19 protein-coding genes and 1 pseudogene are annotated in these 25,288 nt (G+C 61.6%); 13 read left to right on the top strand and 7 right to left on the bottom strand.

Features of this window, described 5'->3' with window-relative positions:
- Positions 1-18: 18 nt before the first annotated feature.
- The 3 genes from ACQY1K_RS05100 to ACQY1K_RS05090 all read left to right on the top strand — a co-directional run bounded on the left by ACQY1K_RS05100 (position 19) and on the right by ACQY1K_RS05090 (position 2,922).
- Positions 19-1,266 (top strand): MFS transporter, encoded by a 1,248-nt coding sequence (locus tag ACQY1K_RS05100; protein WP_113165157.1) that lies wholly within the window; start codon positions 19-21, stop codon positions 1,264-1,266.
- A gap of 115 nt (positions 1,267-1,381) precedes the next feature.
- The gene (locus tag ACQY1K_RS05095) at positions 1,382-2,398 is read left to right on the top strand and encodes a zinc-binding alcohol dehydrogenase family protein (RefSeq protein ID WP_430258459.1); all 1,017 of its coding nucleotides are present in this window, start codon (positions 1,382-1,384) and stop codon (positions 2,396-2,398) included.
- A gap of 107 nt (positions 2,399-2,505) precedes the next feature.
- Entirely contained in the window at positions 2,506-2,922 is a 417-nt protein-coding gene (locus ACQY1K_RS05090) for a DoxX family protein (RefSeq protein WP_430258458.1), read from the top strand.
- 93 nt (positions 2,923-3,015) lie between these two features.
- Here ACQY1K_RS05090 and ACQY1K_RS05085 read toward each other — a convergent pair whose 3' ends face one another.
- A complete protein-coding gene (locus ACQY1K_RS05085) occupies positions 3,016-3,633 on the bottom strand; it encodes a L,D-transpeptidase (RefSeq protein WP_062579746.1) in 618 nt (205 codons plus the stop codon).
- A gap of 194 nt (positions 3,634-3,827) precedes the next feature.
- Here ACQY1K_RS05085 and ACQY1K_RS05080 point away from each other — a divergent pair, with 194 nt between their 5' ends.
- The gene (locus tag ACQY1K_RS05080) at positions 3,828-4,025 is read left to right on the top strand and encodes a type II toxin-antitoxin system VapB family antitoxin (RefSeq protein WP_092661772.1); all 198 of its coding nucleotides are present in this window, start codon (positions 3,828-3,830) and stop codon (positions 4,023-4,025) included.
- Positions 4,026-4,513: 488 nt separating this feature from the next.
- Here ACQY1K_RS05080 and ACQY1K_RS05075 read toward each other — a convergent pair whose 3' ends face one another.
- Positions 4,514-6,190: a 4Fe-4S dicluster domain-containing protein gene (locus ACQY1K_RS05075; protein WP_430258457.1), complete on the bottom strand. Its 1,677-nt coding sequence runs from the start codon at positions 6,188-6,190 to the stop codon at positions 4,514-4,516.
- Between the two features lie 306 nt (positions 6,191-6,496).
- Between ACQY1K_RS05075 and ACQY1K_RS05070 the strand changes: the two genes are divergently transcribed.
- Together ACQY1K_RS05070 and ACQY1K_RS05065 are read left to right on the top strand one after the other, a co-directional pair.
- On the top strand, positions 6,497-7,285 hold the full coding sequence (locus ACQY1K_RS05070) for an SDR family oxidoreductase (RefSeq protein WP_062453424.1): 789 nt from the start codon (positions 6,497-6,499) through the stop codon (positions 7,283-7,285).
- Between the two features lie 182 nt (positions 7,286-7,467).
- Positions 7,468-8,181 carry a DNA helicase gene (locus ACQY1K_RS05065; protein ID WP_430258456.1) on the top strand — a complete coding sequence of 238 codons (714 nt, stop codon included), beginning with the start codon at positions 7,468-7,470 and terminating at the stop codon, positions 8,179-8,181.
- Positions 8,182-8,187: 6 nt separating this feature from the next.
- On the opposite strand, the gene blaOXA is transcribed toward ACQY1K_RS05065, so the two are convergent.
- Positions 8,188-8,991 (bottom strand): class D beta-lactamase, encoded by an 804-nt coding sequence (blaOXA, locus tag ACQY1K_RS05060; RefSeq protein WP_174196053.1) that lies wholly within the window; start codon positions 8,989-8,991, stop codon positions 8,188-8,190.
- A gap of 153 nt (positions 8,992-9,144) precedes the next feature.
- Between blaOXA and ACQY1K_RS05055 the strand changes: the two genes are divergently transcribed.
- The 5 genes from ACQY1K_RS05055 (at position 9,145) to ACQY1K_RS05035 (ending at position 13,088) form a co-directional block, all read left to right on the top strand.
- A complete protein-coding gene (locus ACQY1K_RS05055; protein WP_430240789.1) occupies positions 9,145-10,146 on the top strand; it encodes a hypothetical protein in 1,002 nt (333 codons plus the stop codon).
- 165 nt (positions 10,147-10,311) lie between these two features.
- Positions 10,312-11,604, top strand: coding sequence for an Hsp70 family protein (locus ACQY1K_RS05050; RefSeq protein WP_062453428.1), 1,293 nt, complete (start codon positions 10,312-10,314; stop codon positions 11,602-11,604).
- Between the two features lie 76 nt (positions 11,605-11,680).
- Positions 11,681-12,577, top strand: a complete 897-nt coding sequence (locus ACQY1K_RS05045; protein WP_430258455.1) for a uracil-DNA glycosylase — start codon at positions 11,681-11,683, stop codon at positions 12,575-12,577.
- A gap of 171 nt (positions 12,578-12,748) precedes the next feature.
- Positions 12,749-12,940 carry a hypothetical protein gene (locus tag ACQY1K_RS05040; RefSeq protein WP_062453430.1) on the top strand — a complete coding sequence of 64 codons (192 nt, stop codon included), beginning with the start codon at positions 12,749-12,751 and terminating at the stop codon, positions 12,938-12,940.
- Between the two features lie 13 nt (positions 12,941-12,953).
- Positions 12,954-13,088 carry a hypothetical protein gene (locus ACQY1K_RS05035; RefSeq protein ID WP_256413693.1) on the top strand — a complete coding sequence of 45 codons (135 nt, stop codon included), beginning with the start codon at positions 12,954-12,956 and terminating at the stop codon, positions 13,086-13,088.
- A gap of 84 nt (positions 13,089-13,172) precedes the next feature.
- Here the strand turns inward: ACQY1K_RS05035 and ACQY1K_RS05030 are convergent, their stop codons facing one another.
- The gene (locus ACQY1K_RS05030) at positions 13,173-14,111 is read right to left on the bottom strand and encodes a DMT family transporter (RefSeq protein WP_113111278.1); all 939 of its coding nucleotides are present in this window, start codon (positions 14,109-14,111) and stop codon (positions 13,173-13,175) included.
- Between the two features lie 326 nt (positions 14,112-14,437).
- Between ACQY1K_RS05030 and pepN the strand changes: the two genes are divergently transcribed.
- Both pepN and ACQY1K_RS05020 read left to right on the top strand, forming a co-directional pair.
- Entirely contained in the window at positions 14,438-17,086 is a 2,649-nt protein-coding gene (gene pepN, locus ACQY1K_RS05025) for an aminopeptidase N (protein ID WP_430258454.1), read from the top strand.
- Between the two features lie 289 nt (positions 17,087-17,375).
- A pseudogene (locus tag ACQY1K_RS05020) lies at positions 17,376-19,723 on the top strand (PAS domain-containing sensor histidine kinase).
- A gap of 312 nt (positions 19,724-20,035) precedes the next feature.
- On the opposite strand, the gene ACQY1K_RS05015 reads toward ACQY1K_RS05020, so the two are convergent.
- The 3 genes from ACQY1K_RS05015 to ACQY1K_RS05005 are packed head-to-tail and all read right to left on the bottom strand — an operon-like array spanning position 20,036 to position 25,211.
- Positions 20,036-22,996 carry a bifunctional [glutamine synthetase] adenylyltransferase/[glutamine synthetase]-adenylyl-L-tyrosine phosphorylase gene (locus tag ACQY1K_RS05015; protein ID WP_430258453.1) on the bottom strand — a complete coding sequence of 987 codons (2,961 nt, stop codon included), beginning with the start codon at positions 22,994-22,996 and terminating at the stop codon, positions 20,036-20,038.
- A gap of 25 nt (positions 22,997-23,021) precedes the next feature.
- On the bottom strand, positions 23,022-24,413 hold the full coding sequence (locus ACQY1K_RS05010; RefSeq protein WP_113111280.1) for an ATP-binding protein: 1,392 nt from the start codon (positions 24,411-24,413) through the stop codon (positions 23,022-23,024).
- A gap of 39 nt (positions 24,414-24,452) precedes the next feature.
- On the bottom strand, positions 24,453-25,211 hold the full coding sequence (locus tag ACQY1K_RS05005; RefSeq protein WP_274598264.1) for a response regulator transcription factor: 759 nt from the start codon (positions 25,209-25,211) through the stop codon (positions 24,453-24,455).
- Positions 25,212-25,288 lie beyond the last annotated feature (77 nt).

Here is a 25,288-nt window from a genome sequence, read left to right as displayed (position 1 = left end):
TTCAACAGATGCGATACCATGACAGACACCGCAGTCCGACACGTGCCCGATGCCAAGGCCAACACCAGACCTGACGACAGCATCCCGAAAACCAGCCTTCCCCCCCTCGCCGTCCTTCTGATCGAATTCGCGCTTGCCGTCGGTGGCTTCGGGATCGGTACCGGCGAGTTCGTCATCATGGGCCTGCTGCCGAATGTGGCGGAGACGTATCAGGTCAGCATCCCAACGGCGGGCTATGTGATCAGCGCCTATGCGCTGGGTGTGGTGATCGGCGCGCCGATCATCGCAATTCTATCGGCCCGGCTGCCGCGCCGCACGCTGCTTCTGGCTCTGATGGGTGTCTTTGCGGTCGGCAACATCCTGTCAGCGATGGCGCCGAGTTTCTGGAGCTTTACCGCGCTGCGCTTCGTCACCGGCCTGCCACACGGGGCCTATTTCGGGGTCGCCTCGCTGGTGGCCGCCTCCATGGTGCCGCCCAACAAGCGCGCCCGCGCCGTCGGCCGCGTCATGCTCGGGCTGACGATCGCGACGCTGCTCGGCACGCCGCTTGCCACCTTCATGGGCCAGATGCTGTCCTGGCGCTCGGCCTTCTACCTTGTCGGCTTCATCGGTCTCCTGACTGTGGCACTCGTCTGGTTTTTTCAGCCGAGGGACAAGGTGCAAGAAGGCGCCAGCATTCGCCGCGAACTCAGCGCATTCGGCAAGACCCAGGTCTGGCTGACGCTCGGCATTGCCTCGGTCGGTTTCGGCGGCATGTTTTCGGTGTTCAGCTACATCGCCTCCACCACGACGCAAACGGCCGGGCTTCCGGTCACCATGGTGTCGATCGTCATCGCCCTGTTCGGCATCGGCATGAATGTCGGCAATATTGTCGGCTCGAGGCTTGCCGACATTTCGCTGAAGGGTACGATCGGCGGAACGATGGTGTTCTACGTGGCCGTGATGCTGGCCTTTGCGACCTTCGCCCATATCCCGGTCATGCTCTATATCACCGTCTTCCTGGTCGGCTGCGGCTTCGCCTGCGGCCCGGCGCTGCAGACGCGGCTGATGGATGTGGCGGCCGACGCCCAGACGCTGGCGGCCGCTTCCAACCATTCGGCCTTCAACATCGCCAACGCACTCGGTGCCTGGCTCGGCGGGCTCGTCATCGCCTGGGGCTGGGGTTTTCAGGCAACCGGTTATGTCGGTGCGGTACTTTCGCTGATCGGGCTCTGCGTCTTCGGCGTGTCGGTCGCTCTGGAACGTGAGGCAAAGCCCTCAGCCTGAGCCAGAAAGTGCCGGCTCGGTAAAGCGTACCGGCGCTCGTCTGCGCCGCCTTGCCGTTGCCGTCGTTACGCGCGATGTATCGTCCTCGATGCCCTGAGCTTGACGAGGAGATTCCATGCGCGCTGTCGGTTTTAGCGAAAACCTGCCGATCACATCCGAAAACGCCCTTCTCGACATCGAGCTGCCGGAGCCCGAGGCCAAGGGGCGCGACCTGCTGGTCGAGATCAAGGCCGTGTCGGTCAATCCTGTCGATACCAAGCAGCGCCGGTTGCAGCCTGTCGAAGCCGGCCAGTACCGCATCCTCGGCTTTGATGCAGCCGGCGTGGTGCAAGCGGTCGGGCCGGATGTGAAACTCTTCAAGCCGGGTGACGAGGTGTTTTACGCGGGCGCGGTCAACCGTCCCGGCACCAATGCGGAACTGCATCTGGTCGACGAGCGGATCGTCGGCAAGAAGCCTTCCAGCCTCTCCTTTGAGGAGGCCGCCGCCCTTCCGTTGACCGCCATCACCGCCTACGAGACGCTGTTTCACCGGATGAAGGTGCAGGACAAGGTGGCGAGCGCCTGGAATGCGGTTCTGGTCATCGGCGGCGCCGGTGGTGTCGGCTCGATCGCCATCCAGTTGCTGCGAGAACTGACCGACGCGACGGTGATCGGCACCGGCTCGCGGCCGGAAACACAGGACTGGATCCGCACGCTCGGCGCTCACCATGTTCTCGACCATTCCAAGCCGCTGGCAAAACAGATCGCCGGGATGGCGATCGGCAACCCCGCCTTCGTGTTCTCGACGACGGAAACCTCCGATCACATCAACGACATCCTGGAAATGATCGCGCCGCAGGGACGACTGGGGCTGATCGACGACCCGAAGGAGCCGATCGATATCCGCCAGTTCAAGCGCAAGGCTTTGTCGATCCATTGGGAGACGATGTTCGTTCGGCCGGTGTTCCAGACCGCCGACATGATCGAACAGTACAAGCTGCTCAATCATGTGTCCGAACTGGTTGATGCCGGCAAGATCCGCACGACGCTGTCCGACGTGATCGGCCCGATCAATGCTGCAAACCTCAAGAAGGCCCACGCCAGGATCGAAAGCGGCACGACGCGAGGCAAGCTGGTTCTGTCCGGCTTCTGACCACGCAGCAACACACACCCCATAAGGTGTATCGATAAAAACTTACACCTTATCACGTTTGCCGTTTGGAGCTATGGTCCAGGCGGGTACGCGCAAAGGGGGTTCTTATGGCGACATCGCAGTCCAATACATTCGGAAATCCGCTGGATATCGTGACCGGGTCCACATGGTTCGGGTATCTGGCCCGAGCCGTCCTGACGTTCATGTTCTGGGGAAGCGGGCTTTCCAAGCTCATCGACTTTCCGGCCGGTGTCGCGGAGATGGCGCAGTTCGGGCTCGAACCCGCCGTCGCCTTTAACGTGGCTGTCATCATCACCCAGCTGGGCGGTTCGGCGCTTATCATCCTCAACCGCTGGACCTGGCTCGGTGCCGGCGCGCTCGGCGTCTTCACCGCGCTGACGATTCCGATCGTCCACCATTTCTGGACGATGGAAGAGCCGTTCAAGACGCTCGAGTTCTACGTGGTGATGGAACATATCACCGTGATCGGCGGCCTGATGGTCGTCGCCTGGAAATCACGCTGACGGGTGTTCAGGTCCACCCATAACATCCAAATGCGAAAAGGCCCGCCGCCACGACAATGACGGCAGGCTTCTTACGGATGGCTGCGGCTTGGATCAGGCACTCGCCTGGATGACGACGACCTTTGCGCCGACCTGGACGCGCTGGAAAAGATCGATGACGTCGTGGTTCATCATGCGGATGCAACCGCTCGACATCGCGTGACCGATCGAATCCGGCTGGTTGGTGCCGTGGATGCGGAAATGCGTATCGTTGCCGCCGCGGTAAAGATACATCGCACGGGCGCCGAGCGGGTTGTTGGGTCCACCAGGCATGCCGCCTGCGAGCGCCCGGTAGCGCGGTTCGCGGCGCTGCATGTTGGCCGTCGGCGTCCAGGTCGGCCATTCGGCCTTGCGGCCCACATAGGCGTTTCCGGAGAGTGCAAGACCGGCGCGGCCGACACCGACGCCGTAACGGATCGCCCGGCCATTGCCGAGAATGTAATAGGCCCGGCGCGCAGGCGTATCAACGACGACGGTACCTGCCTCGTAGGAGCTGACATAGTCGACTTCGGTCCGGCGCAGTTCGGGCCTGATCCGATCGATTGGCACCGGTGACAAGGGGAAAGCCTCGCCTGGGAGCGCTGCATAATTGCGCTGTTCTGGATACGTGGATGCGCAGCCGGCCAGCAGAAGCGGCAAACCGACCAGCAGGCCGCGACGGGAAATCGACATGAATGTGTCCTTGGCGAGTCGAGAAGATGACCAAGAATTACGGATATTATGGTTAATGAACTGATAAGGCGGGTGCGGATCGAGCGAGTTCCATGGCGTATTTGCACCGACAACACCGTGCACGCCCACAGGCGCACGCGACGTTGTTAAGCGCATCATCTGGATGTTATTTTTCATGCGAAGGGAGACTGACCATGCGAACGACGATCACCATCGATGATGAACTGCTTATCGATGCAAAGGAAATGACCGGTCTTCAGGAGACATCGGCGATCGTCAAGAAGGCGCTTACGCTTCTCGTTCAAAATGAAGCTGCACGGCGCCTTGCTCTTCTGGGCGGAACGGAACCAGACTTCAGATCAGCGCCCCGCTGGCGGCCGGACGAGCAGTGATTCTGGTCGATACAGTCATCTGGGCCGACCATCTCGGCAAACCAGACCCGAGGCTGATTGCTCTGCTGGAGAATGGACAGGTCTGCACTCATCCGCATGAGATCGGGGAACTGGCGCTGGGGAACATGCGCTAATACGATGTGATCATCGGCTATCTGCATCGGCTGCCGAAATCCGTAACAGCGTCAGACGCGGAGGTTCTGGCAATGATACGGACACAGAAACTGTCCGGCTCAGGCATCGGCTATTGTGACTCGCATCTCGTGGCGTCTCTGTTGTTGACGCCGGATCTGTTGCTTTGGACACGGGACAAGCGGCTGAACGCTGTCGCCCACCGGTTCGGCCGTGGCTGGACCTCAGTCTGAAGCGCTCCCAGCAAACCAGTGCAGCGATTTGCATCCGGGACTGTGCGGAGGCGCCTCTCTAGATCGCTGTGCGTCCAATCGAACGCACAGCGGTTGCTCTGGTCTCCCTCGGCACCTCAAGGATCACATATTCTGATACACCGGCCCCTCGCCGCCCTGTGGCGGCACCCAGACGATGTTCTGGTTGGGGTCCTTGATGTCGCATGTCTTGCAGTGGACGCAGTTCTGGGCGTTGATGACAAAGACCTCTTCGCCGTCCTTTTCCACCCATTCATAGACGCCGGCGGGACAGTAGCGGGTCGAGGGGCCGGCATAGACTTCCAGCTCCGAGCGCTTCTGCAGGTCCATATCCTTGACCTTGAGATGGACCGGCTGGTCTTCCTCGTGGTTGGTGTTCGACAGAAACACCGAGGAGAGACGGTCGAAGGTCAGCACGCCATCGGGCTTCGGATAGTCGATCTTCTTGTGCTGTGCCGCCGGCTCCAGGCTTTGTGCGTCGGTCTTGCCATGCTTCAGCGTGCCGAAGAACGAGAAGCCGAACAGCTGGTTGGTCCACATGTCGAGACCGCCGAGCGCGACGCCGAGAACGGTTCCGAGCTTCGACCAGAGCGGCTTTACGTTGCGCACGCGCCTGAGGTCAGTGCCGATCGCCGTCTGGCGCCATTCGTTCTCGATCTCGACCGGCTCGTCATTGGCGCGGCCAGCAGCGATGGCTGCGGCCAGCTTGTCAGCGGCGAGCATGCCGGAAATGACCGCGTTGTGCGACCCCTTGATGCGGGGCACGTTGACGAAGCCGGCGGAACAGCCGATCAGCGCGCCGCCCGGGAAGGACAGTTTCGGCACCGACTGGTAGCCGCCTTCGGTGATCGCGCGCGCGCCGTAGGACAGGCGCTTGCCGCCCTCGAACGTGCCCCGGATGGCCGGATGGGTCTTGAACCGCTGGAATTCCTCGAACGGGTAGAGATACGGGTTCTTGTAGTTGAGGTGCACGACGAAGCCGACCGCGACCGTGTTATCCTCCAGGTGGTAGAGGAAGGAACCGCCGCCGGTCTTCATGCCGAGCGGCCAGCCGAACGAGTGCTGGACGAGGCCTTGTCTGTGGTTCTCCGGCTTGACCTGCCAAAGTTCCTTGATGCCGATGCCGTATTTCTGCGGTTCGCGATCCTTGGCGAGATCGAATTTCGCGATCAGCTGCTTGGCTAGCGAGCCACGCACGCCTTCGCCGATCAGCGTGTACTTGCCGAGCAGTTCCATGCCGCGGGTATAGGCAGGACCCGGCTCGCCGTTCTTCTCGATCCCCATGTCGCCGGTTGCGACACCGATTACGGCACCCTGGTCATTGTAGAGCACTTCGGCGGCAGCAAAGCCGGGATAGATCTCGACGCCCAGCGCTTCGGCCTTTTCGGCAAGCCAGCGACAGACGTTGCCGAGCGAGACGATGTAATTGCCGTGATTGTTCATGAGCGGCGGCATGGCGAAGTTCGGCAGGCGGATCGAGCCGGCGGGACCGAGCAGCAGGAACTGGTCGTCGGTTACTTCGGTCTTGAAGGGATGGCCCTCTTCCTCCCGCCAGCCGGGCAGGAGCGCATCAATGCCCGACGGATCGACCACGGCGCCTGAAAGAATATGCGCACCGACTTCGGCGCCTTTTTCCAGAACGACCACCGTCAGATCCGGATTGACCTGCTTCAAGCGGATCGCAGCCGACAGGCCTGCCGGGCCAGCGCCAACGATCACGACGTCGAACTCCATGCTTTCACGTTCGGGAAGCGGGTTGGCGGAAAGGTCTTGGGCGTCCATTGCAAACTCCGATGCCGGCCCCTCGCCGGCGCAGTAGGTCTGTTTCTGTCTTGTCAAAAGCGATCCCGCTTGTCGAGGCGCGAAAACGTCTTCCGGCTTGTCATTCGCGCAAAGCACGCTTCCATTTTCTCAACTTACGTTGACGTACACGTAAATACCGGTTCTGGCGCCAAAGGCAAGTTCTGGCTTTCGCCACTGTTATACCAAAGCTATAAAGCCCCGGCATCCAAATGACCGGTCCAGCGTCGCAACCTGTCGTCGCGCCCGAAGGCCCGTCATGAACCTCGTGCAGAGAAGGAAAGCTTCATGGATCTCGGTATTGCCGGCAAACGCGCGCTCGTACTCGCCTCCTCCCGCGGCCTCGGGCTGGGGATCGCCAAGGCTCTGGCGGCGGAAGGTGCAAACGTCCTTCTGGTCGGTCGCTCGGGCGATCAGCTCGCCGAAAACTGCAAGGCGATCAATGCGCTCGGCAAAGGCAAGGCTGACTGGGTCCGCGGCGATCTCGGCGAAGAGAATTTCGTCGCTTCGATGGTGACGGCCGTTGAGGAAAAGCTCGGCGGCATCGACATTCTCGTCAACAATACCGGCGGCCCGACGCCCGGCACGACTGAGGACATGAGCGCCGACAAGCTCGACACGTTCTTCCAGTCGATGGTGCTGCGCGTCATCACGCTCACCAACACGTTGCTGCCGCAGATGAAGGCGCAAGGCTGGGGCCGCGTTCTGACGGTCGCCTCCTCCGGCGTGGTTGAGCCGATCGCGAACCTCGCGCTGTCGAATACGCTGCGTGGCGCGCTGGTCGGCTGGAACAAGACACTTGCGACCGAAGTGGCGGGTTCCGGTATCACCGCAAACATGCTGCTGCCTGGCCGAATCCTCACCGACCGGATCGAGGAGCTTGATACGGCCAATGCGAAGAAGCAGGGCAAGACGATGGACGAAGTCCGTGCCGCTTCGGTCAAGACGATCCCCGCCGGCCGGCTCGGCACGGTCGAGGAATTCGGCGCTGCCGGTGCCTTCCTCTGCTCGGAGGCCGCAAGCTACATCACCGGATCGATGCTGCGCGTCGATGGCGGCGCCGCCCGCTCGTTCTAACCTGACAAGACCACTTTGAAGACGACACGGATCGCGCTAGACTTTGATTCTGGCGCGGTCCACGCCTCCCCCCTCCGACCGGGAAAGTAAACCTCATACCGGACCTCTGATCATCGAACCGACTGTTCGAGCATCCGCACAAGGAGGGATTGCGAAACACGCTCGCAATAGGAGGTTTGACCATGAAAACGACAGTTCCGATCTATCAGCTTAAACGCAAGGCGAAGCTTCTCGCCCGGCAGACATCCACTCCCCTTCACGCCGCGCTCGACCGCATCGCCATCGAGCAAGGGTACCGGAGCTGGAGCCTGCTATCGGCCAAACATGCCGAAACATCGCCCGCCGAAATCTTGTACCGAAGCCTGAAACAGGGCGACATGCTGCTGGTCGGTGCAAGGCCGCGACAGGGCAAGACGCTGATGGCGCTCAGCCTTGCCATCGAGGCCATGAAAGCCGGCAATAGCGCCTTTTTCTTCAGCCTCGATTATACGCCTGCCGACATTCTCGGGCGCTTTCGCGCGCTTGAGGTCGAGCCTCAGCGCTTCGGAGACCAGTTTTCCTTCGACTGCTCCGATGCGATCAATGCCGGTTACATGATCGAGGCGCTGGAAACCGCTGCAGCCGGTACGCTGGTCGTGGTGGACTATCTTCAACTGCTCGACCAGGGCCGCGAAAACCCGCCGCTGGCCGACCAGGTTTCCACACTCGAGTCTTTCGCCCGTAAGCGCGGTCTGATCATCGTCTTCGTGACGCAGATCGACCGCGCTTACGACGCGGCCGCGAAGCCCCTCCCCGACATCGCGGATGTCAGGCTTCCCAACCCGCTCGACCTGTCCAAGTTCAGCCGGACCTGCTTCCTGCAGAGCGGCAGCGTGGCGTTCCAGCCGAACGGGTAAGCGGCATCAGAGATCGGCGGCAAGCTTCGGCAGGTCGGCGATCAGGCTGTCACGCACAACATAGCTGATCGGCGTGTCGGGATAGCGCTTCACGTCGACCAGCAACCTTGCAAAGATCACGCGGCGGTCGTTCTGCTCGGCCCAGCCGACGAACCAGCCGATCGGGTGGGAATAGTCCGGCTTGCCGTCCTTGCCGCGCATCCAGCCGGCGCCGGTCTTGCCCTGCACGTCCCAGCCGTCAGCAGCTGCAAAATGCGGCAGGATGGCCTGCGTCATGTCGGAAGCCTTTTCCGAGATCGGCAGCTTGCCGGTGAGGAAGCGACGGATGAACGCCACCTGCTGGTCCGGCGAAATCTTCAGCGACGACATCAGCCATGCTTCCGTCAAGCCATCGGTGCCAGCGGGTCCGCCGGAGACATCGCGGTTGCCATAACCGAAGTTTTTCACATAGGCCGCGAAACGCTCTTTGCCGAGCTTGCGCGTGATCTCCTGCGAATACCAGACGATCGAATCGCGTTCCCAGATAGTCGGGTCGACATCCTTTTGCTCACGCTCAGAGCGGTTGAATTTCGCCTGGTATTTCCAGAGCGGCGTCGTCTCGTCGGTGAGGATGCCGGCGTCGTAGCCCATCATCGCGAGTGGCAGCTTGAAGGTGGATTGCGGATAGAAAGCCTGATCGCAGGCGCCTTCCCGGTGCACTTGTTCACCTGTCTTTTCCTCGATTACGACCGTGCAGGCGATGGGCTCGGCAGCATGGGAGGCCACGCCGGACAACAAGCACGCAACCGTGATCAACGACAGAAACTTCATTTTCTTCAACACTCTAGCAGTCCTCCTTGTGCGACGCCGGGAAGATCCTCCATGAATGTGTAAACATTGAGTTAACTTGTCATGCCGGTTTTGACCCCTCGTCAAGGCGACGCTGTTACAGGCCGAGCTTGATTAGAATCCAAGGGGCATACCGTGTTAATTGACAGCCTTTTCAAAGGCGGATCGAGTTCATCCTCGCCGAGCCAGACGTCCAGTTCCAGCCAACCATCCTCTACGAGCCAGACGTCCACCTCAAGCACACAGCCGGCAAGCACAACATCCGGCACTTCAGCCGCAACCACCCCGACCAGCACCGAGCAGGTCAAACCGGTCGCGAGTGCAGAACCCGAAACGCAGGTCGACAATAGCGATGACGGCATCTACTCCGCCACGCCTCCGGCGTCGGGTGACGAGACTGCAGAAGCCGAGCCAGTAGCGGCCGATAATGATGAAGCCAGCGAGAGCGTAGGCGACACAGACAAATCCGAGACGCCGGTTTCCACCGCGCCGGAAACTGCTGCGACCGGCGATGCAAAGCCTGAAAGCACCGAGACCAGCGGCGCCGAAACAGACCGCGACGCTTCGATGGTTGAAGACGACGACACCGCAGCGCCAACGTCCAGTGCGCCATCGGGAAGCACATCGACCGGAAGCGTGCCGGCAGAAAGCACGACGGAAGCGGAGCCATCCGCTGAACCTGAGGCGGGTGCCGTTCCTCCAGCAAACAGCGCTCCATCAAACAGTGCGCCATCGAACAGCGTGAGTTCCGGCAGCGCGTCTGGCCCATCCTCGTCGGGTCCGGTACAGGCTGGCACGGCATCCACGGCACCGGCGACGGGCTCGAGCACGGGAACGACCGCTTCGTCGTCCAACGCTCCGACCACCGCGTCGACCTCCGTCTCCAAGACGGCTTCTGCCGATCGCGTCGCTGACTTCCTCGACCAGGTCGCTAGGATCCAGACGCGTTTCGGAACGACAGGTACCAGCGAGGAACAACAGGCTCGTGAACGGGCTTCGGAAGTCGTCCAGAGCCTAATGGTCAGCCAGTTGCTGGACAATATCGTCTCCAAGCAGAGCCAGACGATTGGCACCCTGTTCGGCTCCCGAGACGAGGCCGACACGCTCGAAACGGAAAAGATCTACAGCGCGGCATGAATACCATCGGCAAGGGATGCAGTCCCTTTCCGCTCTTGCCTTCGCCCGCACCTTGTGTCATCACGCGCCCTCTTGAAAAACGGGGCGCGTTTTCGCGTTCTGTTGCCCTCGGAAGCGGCGCTTCCGGTTCATCATTTTCGACGTAGATTTTTAAGGAGCACGGCCATGGCACGGGCGCTCGGGCTTGATTTCGGCACGACCAATACGGTTCTGGCATTGGCGGACAGCGGCGCCACCACGCATTCGCTGGAGTTTTCCAGCAGCGCCGGCACCACGGATTCGATGCGCACGGCGCTGTCCTTCATGAAGGATGCGAAGCTTGGCGCGCAGGCGCTGAAGATCGAGGCCGGTCAGGCCGCCATCCGCCAGTTCATCGACAATCCCGGTGATGTTCGCTTCCTGCAGTCGATCAAGACCTTTGCTGCAAGCCCCCTGTTTCAGGGTACGCTGGTGTTTGCCCGCCGGCACATGTTCGAAGACCTGATGGAAATCTTTCTGAAGCGGCTGCAGGCCTACGCGGAAGGCAACTGGCCGGGCGAAGTCTCGCGTCTCGTCGCAGGACGTCCGGTGCATTTTGCCGGCGCCAGCCCGGATGAGAAACTCGCCACCGATCGCTACAACGAAGCGCTGACGCGGCTGGGCTTTCCGGAAATCCACTATGTCTACGAGCCTGTCGCAGCCGCCTATTACTTCGCGCAGAGCCTGAAGAGCGATGCCACCGTTCTGGTGGCCGACTTTGGCGGCGGCACGACGGACTACTCGCTCATCCGCTTCGAGCGTGTCGCCGGCAAGCTCGTCGCCACGCCTATCGGCCATTCGGGCGTCGGCATCGCCGGCGATCACTTCGATGCGCGGATGGTGGAGCATCTGGTGGCGCCAGAGATCGGCAAGGGCACGCATTTCAAAAGCTTCGACAAGCTTCTCGAAGTGCCCTCCAGCTATTATGCGAATTTCTCGCGCTGGAACCAGTTGTCGATCTTCAAGACCACCCGCGAGTTCACGGATCTGAAATCGCTGGTGCGCTCGGCAACCGATCCCGACAAGCTGGAACTGTTCATCGATCTCGTCGATCACGACGAAGGCTATCCGCTCTATCAGTCGATCTCGGCCACCAAGATGGCGCTGTCTGCGTCCGACGAGGCGGAGTTCAATTTCTCGCCGCTCGGCCGGGGTGGCAAGAAGATGGTGAAGCGGACCGATTTCGAAACCTGGATCGCCGACGACCTCGCCCGGATCGAAGGTGCGCTGGACGACGTGCTGACCAAGACCAACACGGCACCTGATGAGGTCGACAAGGTGTTCTTGACCGGCGGCACGTCCTTCGTGCCGGCGGTGCGGCAGATCTTTAACCGGCGCTTCGATGCCGGCAAGATCGAGAGCGGCGGCGAACTGTTGTCGATCGCCCACGGTCTGGCCCTGATCGGCGAAAGCGGCGATGTGGAGCAGTGGGCGGCGTAAGCACTCCACGAGGTTCTCCACAGCCGCGGACGGAATCCCATTCCAACCCGAGCCCGACATGCTATAGGGTGCGCATATGAGCCCCACCGCCTCCGAACTCGATCCTGCCGAACTTGCAGCGCTGCTGCATTTCTACGCGGATTCGGGTGTCGACTGGCTGGTCGAGGACGAACCGGTCGATCGCTTCGCGCAGTTTGCCGAGCAGAAGGCCGCGAAGGCGCAAGGGCGAGCGGCACCGAACGCGTCGTCACCGCCGCAGGGCGAGCGTGAGGCCTATGCTGGCGGCGGCGATGCCCCACAGCAGCAGCGTCCCGCGCCACCAGCGCCGCGTCTTACCCCCTCCTCCATGCAGCAGGTCGCCATTCCCGACGGCGGTGCCGTCAATGCCGCGCGGCTTGCCGCAGACAGCGCCCGTTCGCTTTCCGAACTGAAGACGGCGCTGGAAACCTTCGGCGGCTGCAACCTGAAACACGGCGCCCGCTCAACGGTGTTCATGACCGGCGATCCGCAATCGCGCATCATGGTGATCGGCCCGATGCCGAATGCCGAAGATGATCGCGACGGCACACCGTTTTCCGGGCGGCAGGGCCAATTGCTCGATCGGATGCTGTCGGCGATCGGCCTGTCGCGCGAGACGGTGCTGCTCACCAACATCATCCCCTGGCGTCCGCCGGGAAGCCGGATGCCGTCCGACGCCGAACTTGAAATCTGCAGACCGTTCCTCGACCGGCAGATAGCGCTTGCCGAGCCACGCCATCTGCTGCTGCTCGGCAACTTTCCCGCGCGTCTGTTCCTCGGCGATACCGGCACGATCCATTCCATGCGCGGTGAATGGCGCGAGGTCACGGCAGCGGGACTTGCGGTTTCCGCGCTCGCGACGCTTCACCCGCAGGATTTGCTTGCGGCACCGGCCAACAAGGCTCTCGCCTGGCAGGATATGTTGCTGTTCAAAAGCCGCATTTCCGGCACTTGAATGCCCACAATCTAGGCAGCGGACCGACGATTCGCGTTAATATTACCAATTTGTGAATATCGTTATGCGTGCGCTGCATGTCAGCGCCGCGTTTGCCGCCATTGTTGTATCAATGCTGCGCTGCAATATATCATCCTGTCTTGGGAGGACACGGTTTAAGGAACCAAGGCAATGACCACACGCTTTCGTCCGATCCATTCGGGCTTTGAAACCCTCCGCGTTGCCGGCCTCGCGCCGCGCTCCTCGAACGGGTACCACCACTTCGGATCTGCCACGCACGAGCAGATCACGTCGCGCTCGATGAGCCGTCCGGTCGGGATCACCCGTCCGTCCGCCGTCTTCGCAGACTTCCGTGAACGCTGAGGGTATGACGACAATGAAAACCGTTCTGCACCCGATCCGTACGATCCGCGACAGCATTCTCCAGATCAGCTGCGCGGTATCTGCATCCGTCGAGTTTTCCCGTTCAGCGGTAAAGCGCTCCGACGCGGAAACTGCAATTCCGCTGTAAAGCGTCATCCATGTTGGATTGAACTGTCGAGGGCTGCGTCACGCGGCCCTTTTGCGTTTGGGGCCATGTTCCTGCAGCACGGATTCAGTTGGCGGTGCTTGACGCCCGGCGTGCCGCCTTGCGCTCGAGACCCAGCCGATGCTCGCGGTAGATGATGAAGATACCGGCCGAAACCGTAATCGCGGTACCGATCAGCGTCGTTGCCGTCGGCACGTCCGCAAACAGCAGATATGACACGGCAATGCCCAGAATGATCGACGTATAGTCGAAGGGTGCGACTGTCGAGACATCGGCAAATCGATAGCTTTCGGTCAGGAAGATCTGCGCTACGCCACCGCATAGCCCGGCCGCGATCAGAAGCAGAAAACTGCTCCAGGGCAGCGACACCCAGCCGAACGGCAGGCTGGCCAGCGACAGAAGCGCGCCGGTCAGCGAAAAATACAGCACGATCGTCGCCGTTTTTTCGGTCTGCACCAGCTGGCGCACCTGCACCATGGCAAGACCGGCCAGCACGGCGGCACAGAGAACCGCGATCGCCCCGAGCGCCTGTTCGGAGGCAAACCCGCCGTCGCGGAGCAGTGTCAGCTTTGGCCATGAGACGACGAGAACGCCAACGATTCCGATCAACACCGCCGTCCAGCGATAGACGCGCACTGTTTCTTTGAGGATGAGCGCTGCAAACACGACGGCCATCAGCGGTCCCGCGTAGCCGATGGCGATCGCTTCCGGCAGCGGCAGGTGGATCAGGCCGTAAAAGCCGAAGGCCATCGACATGATGCCCAGCACACCGCGCTTGAAATGTCCAAAAATGCTCGACGTGTGGAATGCCGGCCATAGCTGTCCGAGAACCGACAGGTAGAGCACGATCGGCACGATCCCGAAGGCGGAGCGGTAAAAGGTTATCTGTCCTGCCGGGATGCCGGCGCCTGCGGACTTGATGCAGACCTGCATGGCCACGAAGATGACGACGGAGATGACCTTGAAAAGAATGCCCCGCAAGGGGTTCTGCGCGTCGGCCACCATCATGCACTCTGCAAAAATCACGGTGACGGGACCGTAATCGCAGCACCGTCAAAGAAAAGGATTCGAATACAAATCACAATAACCACATTTCCCGGGGCCGCGACAGGAAATTGACAAAGCACAATCACGAAGCATGATGGCAAGTCAGCTTCCGCGAGGCTGCTCAAGACTGGTACAAAATCGCGTTATCTTAAAGGTGGCTTCAACAATCGTTTAGTATTGCGTGCAATGATCCGCGGCGGCGATGGGGATTGTCGAAAGCTCAATGCGCGCAACCGCGCAGATCCTCGACGCGTTCAATTTGAAGAGCCGGTTCAGGAAAAGTCATGCGAACAGATACGGGCCAGATCGTACATCTGGCAGATTACCGCCCCACTGATTTCGTTCTGGAACGTGTCGACCTCACCTTCGAGCTCGACCCGACGGACACGAAAGTGGATGCCCGGCTGATCTTCCATCGCCGCGAAGGCGTGGATTTGTCCGCGCCGCTGGTGCTCGATGGCGACGAGCTTGCTCTCTCCGGCCTGCTGTTTGACCAAAAAGACGTGCCGGCCAGTCAGTACGATGCCACGCCGGAAAGCCTCATCATCCGTGATCTGCCGGCCGAGGCGCCGTTCGAGATCACCATCACGACCCATATCAATCCGGAAGCCAATACGCAGTTGATGGGGCTTTACCGCACCAATGGCATCTATTGCACGCAGTGCGAGGCCGAAGGCTTCCGCCGGATCACATACTTCCCTGACCGTCCCGACGTTCTGGCGCCCTACACGATCACCATCATCGGTGACAAGGCCGCCAACCCGGTCATGCTGTCGAACGGCAATTTTCTGGGCGGTGCCGGATATGACGAAGGCCGCGCCTTTGCCGCCTGGTTCGATCCGCATCCGAAGCCATCCTACCTGTTTGCTCTCGTCGCCGGCGATCTTGCGGTCGTCGAAGACACGTTCGTGACGATGTCCGAGCGTGAAGTGACGCTGAAGATCTATGTCGAGCACGGCAACGAGTCGCGCACCGCCTATGCCATGGATGCGCTGAAGCGGTCGATGAAGTGGGACGAGGAGCGGTTCGGCCGCGAATACGATCTCGACATCTTCATGATCGTCGCCGTTTCCGACTTCAACATGGGCGCCATGGAGAACAAGGGGCTCAACGTCTTCAACGACAAGTACGTGCTGGCCGATCCAGAGACTGCAACGGATCAGGACTACGCCAATATCGAGGCGATCATCGCCCACGAATACTTCCACAACTGGACCGGCAACCGCATCACCTGCCGCGACTGGTTCCAGCTGTGCCTGAAGGAAGGCCTCACGGTCTATCGCGACCACGAATTCTCGGCCGACCAGCGCTCGCGTCCGGTCAAGCGCATCGCCGAAGTGCGCCATCTGCGCTCGGACCAGTTCCCGGAGGATGGCGGCCCGCTCGCCCACCCGGTGCGCCCGACGACCTATCGCGAGATCAACAATTTCTACACGACGACGGTCTACCAGAAGGGCTCCGAAGTCACCGGCATGATCGCCACGCTCCTTGGCAAGGACGATTTCAAGGCCGGCATGGATCTCTATTTCGAACGGCATGACGGCCAGGCCGTCACCGTCGAGGACTATGTGAAATGCTTCGAGGACGTGAGCGGCCGCGATCTCGCCCAGTTCTCGCTCTGGTATTCGCAGGCCGGCACGCCGCTCGTCAACGTCTCGACCGAATACGACCAGGCATCCGCCACGTTCAAGCTGTCGCTCGAACAGATGGTGCCGGCAACGCCGGGCCAGCCGGACAAGCAGCCGATGCACATCCCGCTGTCCTTCGCGTTGATCCTCGACAATGGCACCATTGCCGACGCGACATCCGTCAAGGGCGGTGAAGTGACCGGTGACGTCCTGCATCTGACCGATCGCCGCCAGACCTTCACCTTCACCGGCATCACGTCGCGGCCGGTTCTGTCGCTCAACCGCTCGTTCTCGGCGCCGGTCAACATCGCCTTTACCCAGACGCCGGCCGATCTTGCGCATATCGCGCGTCACGACACGGATCTGTTTTCGCGCTGGCAGGCCCTGACGGATCTCGCCATCCCCAACCTCACCAAGGCGGCCCGCGACGCGCGGGAAGGTCATGAGGTCACCTGCGACCCGGCGCTGATTGCGGCACTTCTGGAAGCGGCCGGTGACGACACGCTGGAGCCGGCCTTCCGCGCGCAGGTTCTGGCACTTCCGAGCGAAGCCGACATCGGTCGCGAGCTTGGTGGCAACAACGATCCGGAAGCCATTCACACGGGCCGCAATGCGGTCTTGAAGCTCATCGCAGATGCTGGTGAAGACCTGTTCAAGCGTCTGTTCCGTGACATGAAGGCAGATAGTGCCTATTCCCCGGATGCCGAAAGCGCCGGCAAGCGGGCTCTCAAGGCTGCGGCACTGACCTACCTCGCCTATGCCGAGAACAGCCCGCAGCGCGCGGCCGAAGCCTTCAGTGCCGCCGACAACATGACGGAACTCTCGCAGGCGCTCACACTGCTTGCCCATCGCTTCCCGGAAGCCTCGGAAACGACGGGTGCGCTCGCAAGCTTCCTGACGCGGTTCGACGCAAACCCGCTGGTCATCGACAAGTGGTTCTCGCTGCAGGCGACCATGCCCGGCGAAGATGCGCTGGCACGGGTGAAAGCGCTGATCGACCATCCGCGCTACAATGCCGGCAATCCGAACCGTGTTCGCGCACTGGTCGGCATGTATGCCTTCTCGAACCCGACCGGCTTCAACCGCCGCGACGGCGAAGGCTACCGGTTCCTCGCCGGACAGATCCTCGAGATCGATCCGAAGAACCCGCAACTTGCCGCCCGCATCCTCACCTCGATGCGCTCATGGCGCTCGCTGGAGCCGACCCGCGGCGACCAGGCCCGCGACGCTTTGATGACGATTGAACGTAGCCCGTCCCTTTCGACTGACGTGCGCGACATCGTTGAGCGTATGCTGAAGGGCTGAGACAATCTTCGTGCAAAATGACATCCGCGTCGGCTGCCTGCCGGCGCGGATATTTTTTGCGCCGATTTGGCACATTTTGGTACATCTTGCTTGACGGGGCTTGATAACTCGCATCCTGAAAAGCGTTACCCAGACACCTGATTTGCGGATCCTCTCAGGCGTAAATGCGTCGACTATCATATGGTTAACGAAATGTTACCAACCCTCTGGACACAGAGAATCACTCTGTGATTCATTAGGTCAGATTCGAGCGGCGGCGCAGCGAATCACGACGAGGGATCGGATGACGATGATATCGGGCGTGCAGCGGGAAACCGAGGCCGGGGGATGGTTGCGCTTCAAGTTTCCAGGCTTCAGCAGCCTTGGACGGACGGCTCCGGAGGAAGCTCAGCTTTCCGTCCGGCCGATCGCACAGCAGACGCCGCGCGTCGAGCTGGTGCTGAAGCGTTCCATTCCAATTCTGATCCTTATCTTTCTTGCCGTCGTTGCCGCATCGCGCATTATGGGGATCGTGGGCGAGCATGGCCGGATGGAAGATGCCGCGCGCCAGTCCGCGTCGCTGATGTCCGCGACCGCATCCGCCGCTTTCTCCGGTCAGGAATCGCTGTTTGCTGCAGCCGACCGCCAGACTGCCCAAGCGCGTCTCTCAACATTCCTCGGCCAGGACAAGCTGGAGCGCGGCGCTGTCGTGCTCTTTACCGATACCACCGGCCGGATCTTCGGCGGCATCGGCGATGCCGGCAGCTATCTCGGCAAGCGTCTTTCCTCGGTTCTTCCCGAAACCGCAGCCATGCGCCGCGTCGGCGGGTCGGGCACGGTCATCGAGACCTTTTTCGGTGATGTCCCCTACTATGCGTCGATCAAGCCAATCGGCAACGACGGTGCGCTGATCGTAGCGGCCCATTCGCTGGAGACGACGAACGAATTCGTACGTGGCGAAGTCTCGCTCAGCGTCACGATCTTTGCCGGCATTTCGGCCATCCTGCTCGTCATCCTCTATGCCTATTACGCTCAGGTGAAGCGCGCCCGCGACGCCGACGAGACGTTCGTGCAATCGAACCTGCGCATCGAGACGGCGCTGTCGCGCGGTCGCTGCGGCCTGTGGGATTTCGACGTTACTAACCGGCGCCTGTTCTGGTCGGGCTCGATGTACGAGATGCTCGGCTTCCCCCGGTTGGCAACGTCGTGTCCTTTACCGATGCGGCGCGGATGATGCACCCGACCGATGGCAATCTTTACGCTCTCGCCCGCGCCATCAGCCGCGGCAATGCCAAGCAGGTGGACCAAGTCTTCCGCATGCGCCACGCCGCCGGCCACTATGTGTGGATGCGCGCCCGCGCCCAGGTCGTGCGGATGGCAAACGGTCGCACCCATGTGATCGGCATCGCCATGGATGTGACCGAGCAGCACCGGCTTGCCGAACGCTATGCAGAAGCCGACCAGCGCCTTGCAGACGCCATCGAGTGCACGTCGGAAGCCTTCGTTCTCTGGGACAAGAACGACCGCCTGGTGATGTGCAACACTCACTTCCAGCAGGCCCACGGTCTTCCGGACTCAGTCCTCGTCCCCGGCACCGAACGCAGCACCGTGCTTGGCGCCTCTGCCCGTCCGGTGATCGAACGCCGCGTCGCCGATCCCGACCGCAGCGGCCTGTCGCGCACCACCGAAGTGCAGCTTGCCGACGAACGCTGGTTGCAGATCAACGAACGCCGCACCCGCGATGGCGGCACGGTATCCGTCGGCACCGACATCACCCTGCTCAAGCGTCACCAGGAACGCCTGCGCGATTCGGAACGCCGCCTGATGGCAACGATCGGCGATCTCTCCGCCTCGCAGAAGAAGCTCGAGCGCCAGAAGGAAGAGCTTTCGACCGCCAACGCCAATTACCAGGCGGAAAAGGAACGCGCCGAGGCCGCCAACAAGGCGAAGTCGGAATTCCTCGCCAACATGTCCCACGAACTCAGAACGCCGCTCAACGCCATCCTCGGCTTTTCCGAGATCCTCGTGAACGGCATGTTCGGCCCGCTCGGATCCGCCAAATACAGCGAATACTCCCGCGATATCCACGACAGCGGCAAGCATCTCCTCAACGTCATCAACGATATCCTCGACATGTCGAAGATCGAGGCCGGTCACATGCTGATCCAGTCGGAGCCCGTCAACCTGACGCCGCTGATCGAGGAAAGCCTGAGGCTGACGGCCGTGGTGGCACAGGAAAAGCAGATCGCCATCCGCCAGTGCCTGTCGCCTTCCCTCGACATGATCGGCGATCGCCGGGCGCTGAAACAGGTGATGCTGAACCTCCTCTCCAACGCCGTGAAATTCACCGACGAAGGCGGCCGCATCGAACTGCGCGCAAAGCCGATCAGCGGCGGCATCGTGCTCACCATCGCCGACACCGGCATCGGCATCCCCAAGGCATCGCTGTCGAAGATCGGCCAGCCGTTCGAACAGGTGCAGAGCCAGTATGCCAAGAGCAAAGGCGGCTCCGGCCTCGGCCTCGCCATCTCCCGCTCGCTGATCACCCTGCACGGCGGCACGATGCGGATCCGGTCCGTCATGGGCAAGGGAACCGTGGTTTCGATCCACATTCCCCAGAGCGACATGGTCCAGTTTGCGGCAAAGAAGGTGGCTTGAAGAATACCTCACGATCAATCCCAGATCGCAATTGACTCGCCCTCACACACCTGCGACCCACTTCGCGTGTTGAAGGAGATCACCTGTAAGCAGCGCTGCAGACGCCCGTATTCCCAAGCTCTGCGAAATTGCTGACGACACGCGAGCAGCGCTTGCGATGATCAACGTCAAACTGGATTCGAAGCCGGATCAGGGTTGGATCATCAATATTATCTGTGTGATCTTCGGGCTGGTGCTTGCAGCAATCGCTGGGACAGCCGGGATATTCACTCTGATCAGATGATCATCTCGGTCAGAACCGGCAGACGGGGCTCAGGCTCTCACCACCTTCTCGAAAACCTTCCGCACCGCCTTGGATAGCCGCTTTACCTCGCCCTCGAGCGTTGACAGATCCGGGCAGTCTCCAGCCCGACAGATGCGCTCAACGAGACCGGATGGCGCATCCTTCGGCTCGAACGGGCCGTCGACACAGAGCCTGATGATCTGCGACAGTTCGCTGAACAACCTGATTGCCTCAAGGCAGGTATCGAGATCGCCGGGCGTCATCAGGTCGTGGCCTAACAGTTCCAGCAACTCGCCGGTCGTCGAGCCGTAGGTGGGGACGGTGATGTCCTTCACGGGTGCGACAAGCCGCAGGTACTGGGCCAGAAACTCGATATCGATCAATCCACCCGGGATCAGCTTCAGATCCCAGCTATCGCGCGGCGGCTTTTCCTTGCCGATCAGGACACGCATCTCGGAAACGTCCTTGGCGATCTGGCCGACATCACGCCCTGCCGACAGAACGTCGTCGATCACGTCCATCACCTCGCCCTGAAGGCTCGTGTCACCACAGACGAGGCGGGCGCGCGTCAGCGCCATGTGCTCCCAGGTCCAGGCCTCCTCGCGCTGATATTTGCCGAAGCCGCCGATGCGGGTGGCGACCGGGCCCTTGTTGCCGGAGGGCCGCAGCCGCAGATCCACCTCGAAGATCACGCCTTCCGCCATCGGCGCCGAAAGTGCTGCCACCAGCCGCTGCGTCAGGCGCGTGAAATAGCGTTGCGCATCGAGCGGCCGTGGGCCGTCGCTTTCCGCGACCGCGCTGTCATAATCGTAGAGAAGGATGAGATCGACATCGGAGCCGGCGGTCAGCTCGAACGAACCGAGCTTGCCCATGCCGAGGACGGCCAGCCGACCGCCCGGATAGGCACCATGCGACGCCTCGATTTCGGCTGTCACCGCAATCAGCGCTGCCTCGATCAGAAGATCGGCGAGATGGGTGAAGGCGCGACCCGCCTCCTCTCCGGAAATCGACCCGGTCAGCAGCCGGATCCCGATCAGGAAACGGTGCTCGGCGGCAAAGATCCGCAGCCGGTCCAGCCGATCCTCGTAGTGCCGCGAGCTTGCCAGAAACGCCGTCAGCCGCGAGGCGAGAAAGTCGCGGGTGGGGATCTCCGCCATCAGCCCGGGATCCAGCATGCCGTCGAACACATGCGGTTTGGAGGCGACGATATCGGCCAGCCGCGGCGCGGAGGCCATGATCGTCACGATCAGCGAGAGAAGAAGCGGGTTGTTGCCGATCAGCGAGAACAGCTGGATGCCGGCCGGCAGACCTTTGAGGAAACTGTCGAACCGCAGCAGGGCCTCGTCGGCGCGGCGGCTTTCGCCGATCGCCTTCAAGAGCGCCGGCATCATCTCCGTCAGCCGCTCGCGGGCTTCCGATGACTGGGTCGCCCGGTAGCGTCCTGAATGCCAGGTCCGGATCACCCGGCTCATGTCGGCCGGACGCTCGAAACCGAGCCGGCCGAGCGTCTCCAACGTATCGGGATCATCCTTCTGGCCGGTGAAGACGAGATTGCCTTCGTAATTTCCGCCCTGCGAAGAAAGCTTTTCCTCCTGTTCGAACAACCGCGAATAGCGCTTCTCAACGGTCCTCAGAATGGCTTCGAGCCGCGTCGAAAATGCCGCAACGCTGTCGAAACCGAGCATGAAGGCAATGCGCTTCAGTTCCGCTTCGGTGGTCGGCAGCCGGTGCGTCTGCTCGTCATGCACCATCTGGATGCGGTGCTCCACATCGCGCAGGAACCAGTAGGCCTCGGTCAACGCGGCTGCGATTTCAAGCCTGATCCATTTCGCCTCGGCCAGCGCCTTCAGCGCCGCTTCGGTCTCCCTCGTGCGCAAGGCCGGCATACGGCCGCCGGCGATCAGTTGCTGGGTCTGCGCAAAGAACTCGATCTCGCGGATGCCGCCGCGGCCGAGCTTGATGTCATGACCTTTGACGGCAATCGCACCGTGGCCCTTGTGCACATGGATCTGCCGCTTGATCGAGTGGATATCGGCAATCGCCGCATAGTCGAGATATTTGCGAAACACGAACGGCGTCAGCAGCTTCAGAAAGCCCTCGCCCGCCGCGATATCCCCCGCCACCGGCCGCGCCTTGATGAAGGCTGCCCGTTCCCAGTTCTGCCCCCTGCCCTCGTAATAGATCAGCGCCGCATCCATCGACACGGCAAGCGGCGTCGAGCCCGGATCGGGCCTCAGCCGCAGATCAGTGCGGAACACATAGCCGTCTGCCGTGCGCTCCTGCAGAATGCGGATCAGCCGCCTCATCATCCGCCCGTATGTCTCCGATGCGTCGAGCGGGTCGGAGAGAATGCCGGCTTCCGGATCGTAGAACACGACGATGTCGATATCGGAAGAGTAGTTCAGCTCGCGGCCACCCAGCTTGCCCATGCCGAGCACGATCAGGCCCGACCCGCGGCTCGGCTCCGTCGGGTCGACGAGCCGGAGCTTGCCGCTCTCATGCGCTGCCAGAAGCAGATGATCGATCGCCGCCGCCGTAGAAGCCTGCGCAAACTCGCTCAGCCAGCGCGTCGTATCCCGTGCCGAGAAGATGCGGGCAAGATCTGCGAGCGCCAGCAGAAAGCCGAACGCGCGTTTGGCACTGCGCAGCGCCGTCATCACCTCGTTCTCGGACGGGATCCTTGCATCCACCGGTCGCCAGGCGTCTCGCGCTGCGTCAACCAGCGCGGCCAGCGCATCCTCGACCTGCCCGTCGATCGCACCGGCCAGAAGCTTAGGCCTGATCGAAGCCACATCGCGGAGAAACGGTGACAGCGAGAACGCTGCGACAAAAAAGGCCTTGAGCGGCCCATCGGCCTTGACGAGTTCCGCCACGGAAGGCTCGGTCTTGCCGATCTCCTTCAACAGGGAAAGCGCAAGCTTGGCCTCCGCCTGGTTCAGCGGCCGGATCACACCAGCCGCTACGTCGTCGAGCCGGTTTCCGGTCTCCATTCTTTTCCTCCCGCGCTCCGCCAGCCTAGCCCTTCACCACCGGAAACACCATGGTCACCGTCAAGCCGGGAGCCTCAGTGCTCGCCTCGTCGGTCGCGGAGAGCTCCAGCCTTCCGCCATGCAGCCCCATCACTGCCTCGACCAGAGACAGGCCGAGACCCGTTCCGGGCTTGGAACGACTGGCATCCAGCCGGAAGAACCGCTTCGTCACCTCTTCGCGCTTGTCCGCTGGCACGCCCGGACCGTTGTCGCACACGGACAGCCGGATCAGCCCGCCCACTGAGGACAGTTTCACCTTGATCTCGGGAACACCGCCGGCTTCAGCAGCGTATTTGATCGCATTGTCCAGCAGATTGAAGATCGCCTGGCCGATCAGTTCGCGGTTGCCGTTCACGGAAAGGCCGGGCTCGATCTCCGTGACCAGCGCCAGTCCCACCTCGTCGGCCACCGGTTCGTAAAGCTCGGCACAGTCGGCAGAGGCGGCAGAAAGATCGACCTCAGACATTTCCGCCGCCATCGAGCCCGCCTCGACACGTGAGATCATCAAAAGCGCGTTGAAGGTGCGGATCAGTTGGTCGCTTTCGCCGATGATCCCCTCCAGCGCATGACGACGCACGTCCTCGCGGTCTTCGGAAAGCGCATCGGCCGCCTTGTTGCGCAGCCGTGTCAGCGGTGTCTTCAAGTCGTGGGCGATGTTGTCTGAGACCTGCCGCAGTCCCTCGTTGAGCTTCTCGATCCGGCCAAGCATAGCGTTGAGCGATTCCGACAGCCGGTCGAACTCGTCGCCGGAGCGGCCGACGGGGAGCCGCTGCGACAGGTCGCCCGCCATGATCTTCTGGCTTGCGGCCGACATCCGGTCGATGCGTTTGAGCGCATTGCGGCCGATGCCGAACCAGATCACGAGAGCGCCGAGCCCCATGATCGCCAGCGCCACCATCAGCGCCTGGCGCACGATATAGCGGAAACGGCTGGGATCGCCGAGATCGCGGCCGATCATGATCCGCAGACCGTTGTCGAAGCGCAGAACGTTGGCGATGGCAAGATGCCGCCGCGCGCCCTGGTTCTCGGAGTATGGCGTGTAGCCGAACGGCATGTCCGTCCAGCCTTCCTTGTCGAGAACGCCCGGCTGCACCGACGCGACATTGCCGGCCAGAATATCGCCGCTCGGGCCCGCAATCACATAGAGATTGGCACCCGGCTGGCGGGCGCGCCGCTCCATGATGCGCAGCAGAAGGTTGATCCCGCCGCGATCATAGGCGCGCTGAATGTCCTGGATTTCCTCCTGAATCGTCTGGCGCGTCTGCTGCACCAGCGTCTTTTCGGAAAGCGCGGTGACATAGAACACCAGGAATGCGGCGCAGAGCGCAAACAGCAGGATGTAGAGTGCCGAAAGCCTCACCGCCGTGGAGCGGAACATCAGCCTTGCGCGGTTGACGATACGGGCAAACACGAAGGCTTACCCCTCGTCCTTGATCATGTAGCCGGCACCGCGAATGGTCTTCAGCAGCGGCTTGTCGAAATCCTTCTCGATCTTCGAGCGAAGCCGCGACACATGCACGTCAATCACATTGGTCTGCGGGTCGAAATGGTAGTCCCAGACGTTTTCGAGAAGCATCGTGCGGGTCACCACCTGTCCGGCATTCTTCATCAGGTATTCGAGAAGACGGAATTCGCGCGGCTGCAACAGGATCTCCTTGCCGGCGCGCTTCACCTCGTGCGACAGCCGGTCGAGTTCCAGATCGCCGACCCGGTAGGCCATGTCCTGTTCCGGCGTGCCCTTGCGCCGGCCGAGAACTTCGACACGCGCCAGAAGCTCGGAGAATGCATAGGGTTTTGGCAGATAGTCGTCGCCGCCGGCGCGCAACCCGGTCACCCGGTCGTCCACCTGGCCAAGCGCCGAGAGGATCAGCACCGGCGCATTGACGCCGCGCTTGCGCAGTTCCGAAATCACCGACAGACCGTCGCGCCGCGGCAGCATGCGGTCGATCACCATCACGTCGTAGGAATTCTCGGTGCCCATGAACAGGCCGCTTTCGCCATCGCTTGCATGGTCGGCAACAATCCCTGCCTCGCGAAAGGCCTTCGTCATGTAGGCCGCAGCCTCGAGATCGTCTTCAATCACCAGAATCTTCATGTGCGGGACAATAGCGTCGCTTGCGATTTTTGCACCAGCGGAATCATCGGAACTGCCGGATTGTGGGATGATCGTCTGCATCTTGAAACTCCATGAACGGTGAAGGGCGCCGACCGTTGCCGGTGGCGCCCTTCATGAGGTCGTCTGGGAGGACCAAC

The organism is Neorhizobium sp. IRS_2294, assembly GCF_050500145.1.
Classification (GTDB): domain Bacteria; phylum Pseudomonadota; class Alphaproteobacteria; order Rhizobiales; family Rhizobiaceae; genus Neorhizobium; species Neorhizobium soli.
Note: the sequence above shows the minus strand (reverse complement) of the source record. Positions and strands in the feature narration are given on the sequence as shown.

Coding starts and splice junctions, on each gene's coding strand:
- ACQY1K_RS05100 (WP_113165157.1), top strand. CDS start 19: ATGACAGACACCGCAGTCCGACACGTGCCCGATGCCAAGGCCAACACC.
- ACQY1K_RS05095 (WP_430258459.1), top strand. CDS start 1,382: ATGCGCGCTGTCGGTTTTAGCGAAAACCTGCCGATCACATCCGAAAAC.
- ACQY1K_RS05090 (WP_430258458.1), top strand. CDS start 2,506: ATGGCGACATCGCAGTCCAATACATTCGGAAATCCGCTGGATATCGTG.
- ACQY1K_RS05085 (WP_062579746.1), bottom strand. CDS start 3,633: ATGTCGATTTCCCGTCGCGGCCTGCTGGTCGGTTTGCCGCTTCTGCTG.
- ACQY1K_RS05080 (WP_092661772.1), top strand. CDS start 3,828: ATGCGAACGACGATCACCATCGATGATGAACTGCTTATCGATGCAAAG.
- ACQY1K_RS05075 (WP_430258457.1), bottom strand. CDS start 6,190: ATGGACGCCCAAGACCTTTCCGCCAACCCGCTTCCCGAACGTGAAAGC.
- ACQY1K_RS05070 (WP_062453424.1), top strand. CDS start 6,497: ATGGATCTCGGTATTGCCGGCAAACGCGCGCTCGTACTCGCCTCCTCC.
- ACQY1K_RS05065 (WP_430258456.1), top strand. CDS start 7,468: ATGAAAACGACAGTTCCGATCTATCAGCTTAAACGCAAGGCGAAGCTT.
- blaOXA (WP_174196053.1), bottom strand. CDS start 8,991: ATGAAGTTTCTGTCGTTGATCACGGTTGCGTGCTTGTTGTCCGGCGTG.
- ACQY1K_RS05050 (WP_062453428.1), top strand. CDS start 10,312: ATGGCACGGGCGCTCGGGCTTGATTTCGGCACGACCAATACGGTTCTG.
- ACQY1K_RS05045 (WP_430258455.1), top strand. CDS start 11,681: ATGAGCCCCACCGCCTCCGAACTCGATCCTGCCGAACTTGCAGCGCTG.
- ACQY1K_RS05040 (WP_062453430.1), top strand. CDS start 12,749: ATGACCACACGCTTTCGTCCGATCCATTCGGGCTTTGAAACCCTCCGC.
- ACQY1K_RS05035 (WP_256413693.1), top strand. CDS start 12,954: ATGAAAACCGTTCTGCACCCGATCCGTACGATCCGCGACAGCATTCTC.
- ACQY1K_RS05030 (WP_113111278.1), bottom strand. CDS start 14,111: ATGGTGGCCGACGCGCAGAACCCCTTGCGGGGCATTCTTTTCAAGGTC.
- pepN (WP_430258454.1), top strand. CDS start 14,438: ATGCGAACAGATACGGGCCAGATCGTACATCTGGCAGATTACCGCCCC.
- ACQY1K_RS05015 (WP_430258453.1), bottom strand. CDS start 22,996: ATGGAGACCGGAAACCGGCTCGACGACGTAGCGGCTGGTGTGATCCGG.
- ACQY1K_RS05010 (WP_113111280.1), bottom strand. CDS start 24,413: ATGTTCCGCTCCACGGCGGTGAGGCTTTCGGCACTCTACATCCTGCTG.
- ACQY1K_RS05005 (WP_274598264.1), bottom strand. CDS start 25,211: ATGCAGACGATCATCCCACAATCCGGCAGTTCCGATGATTCCGCTGGT.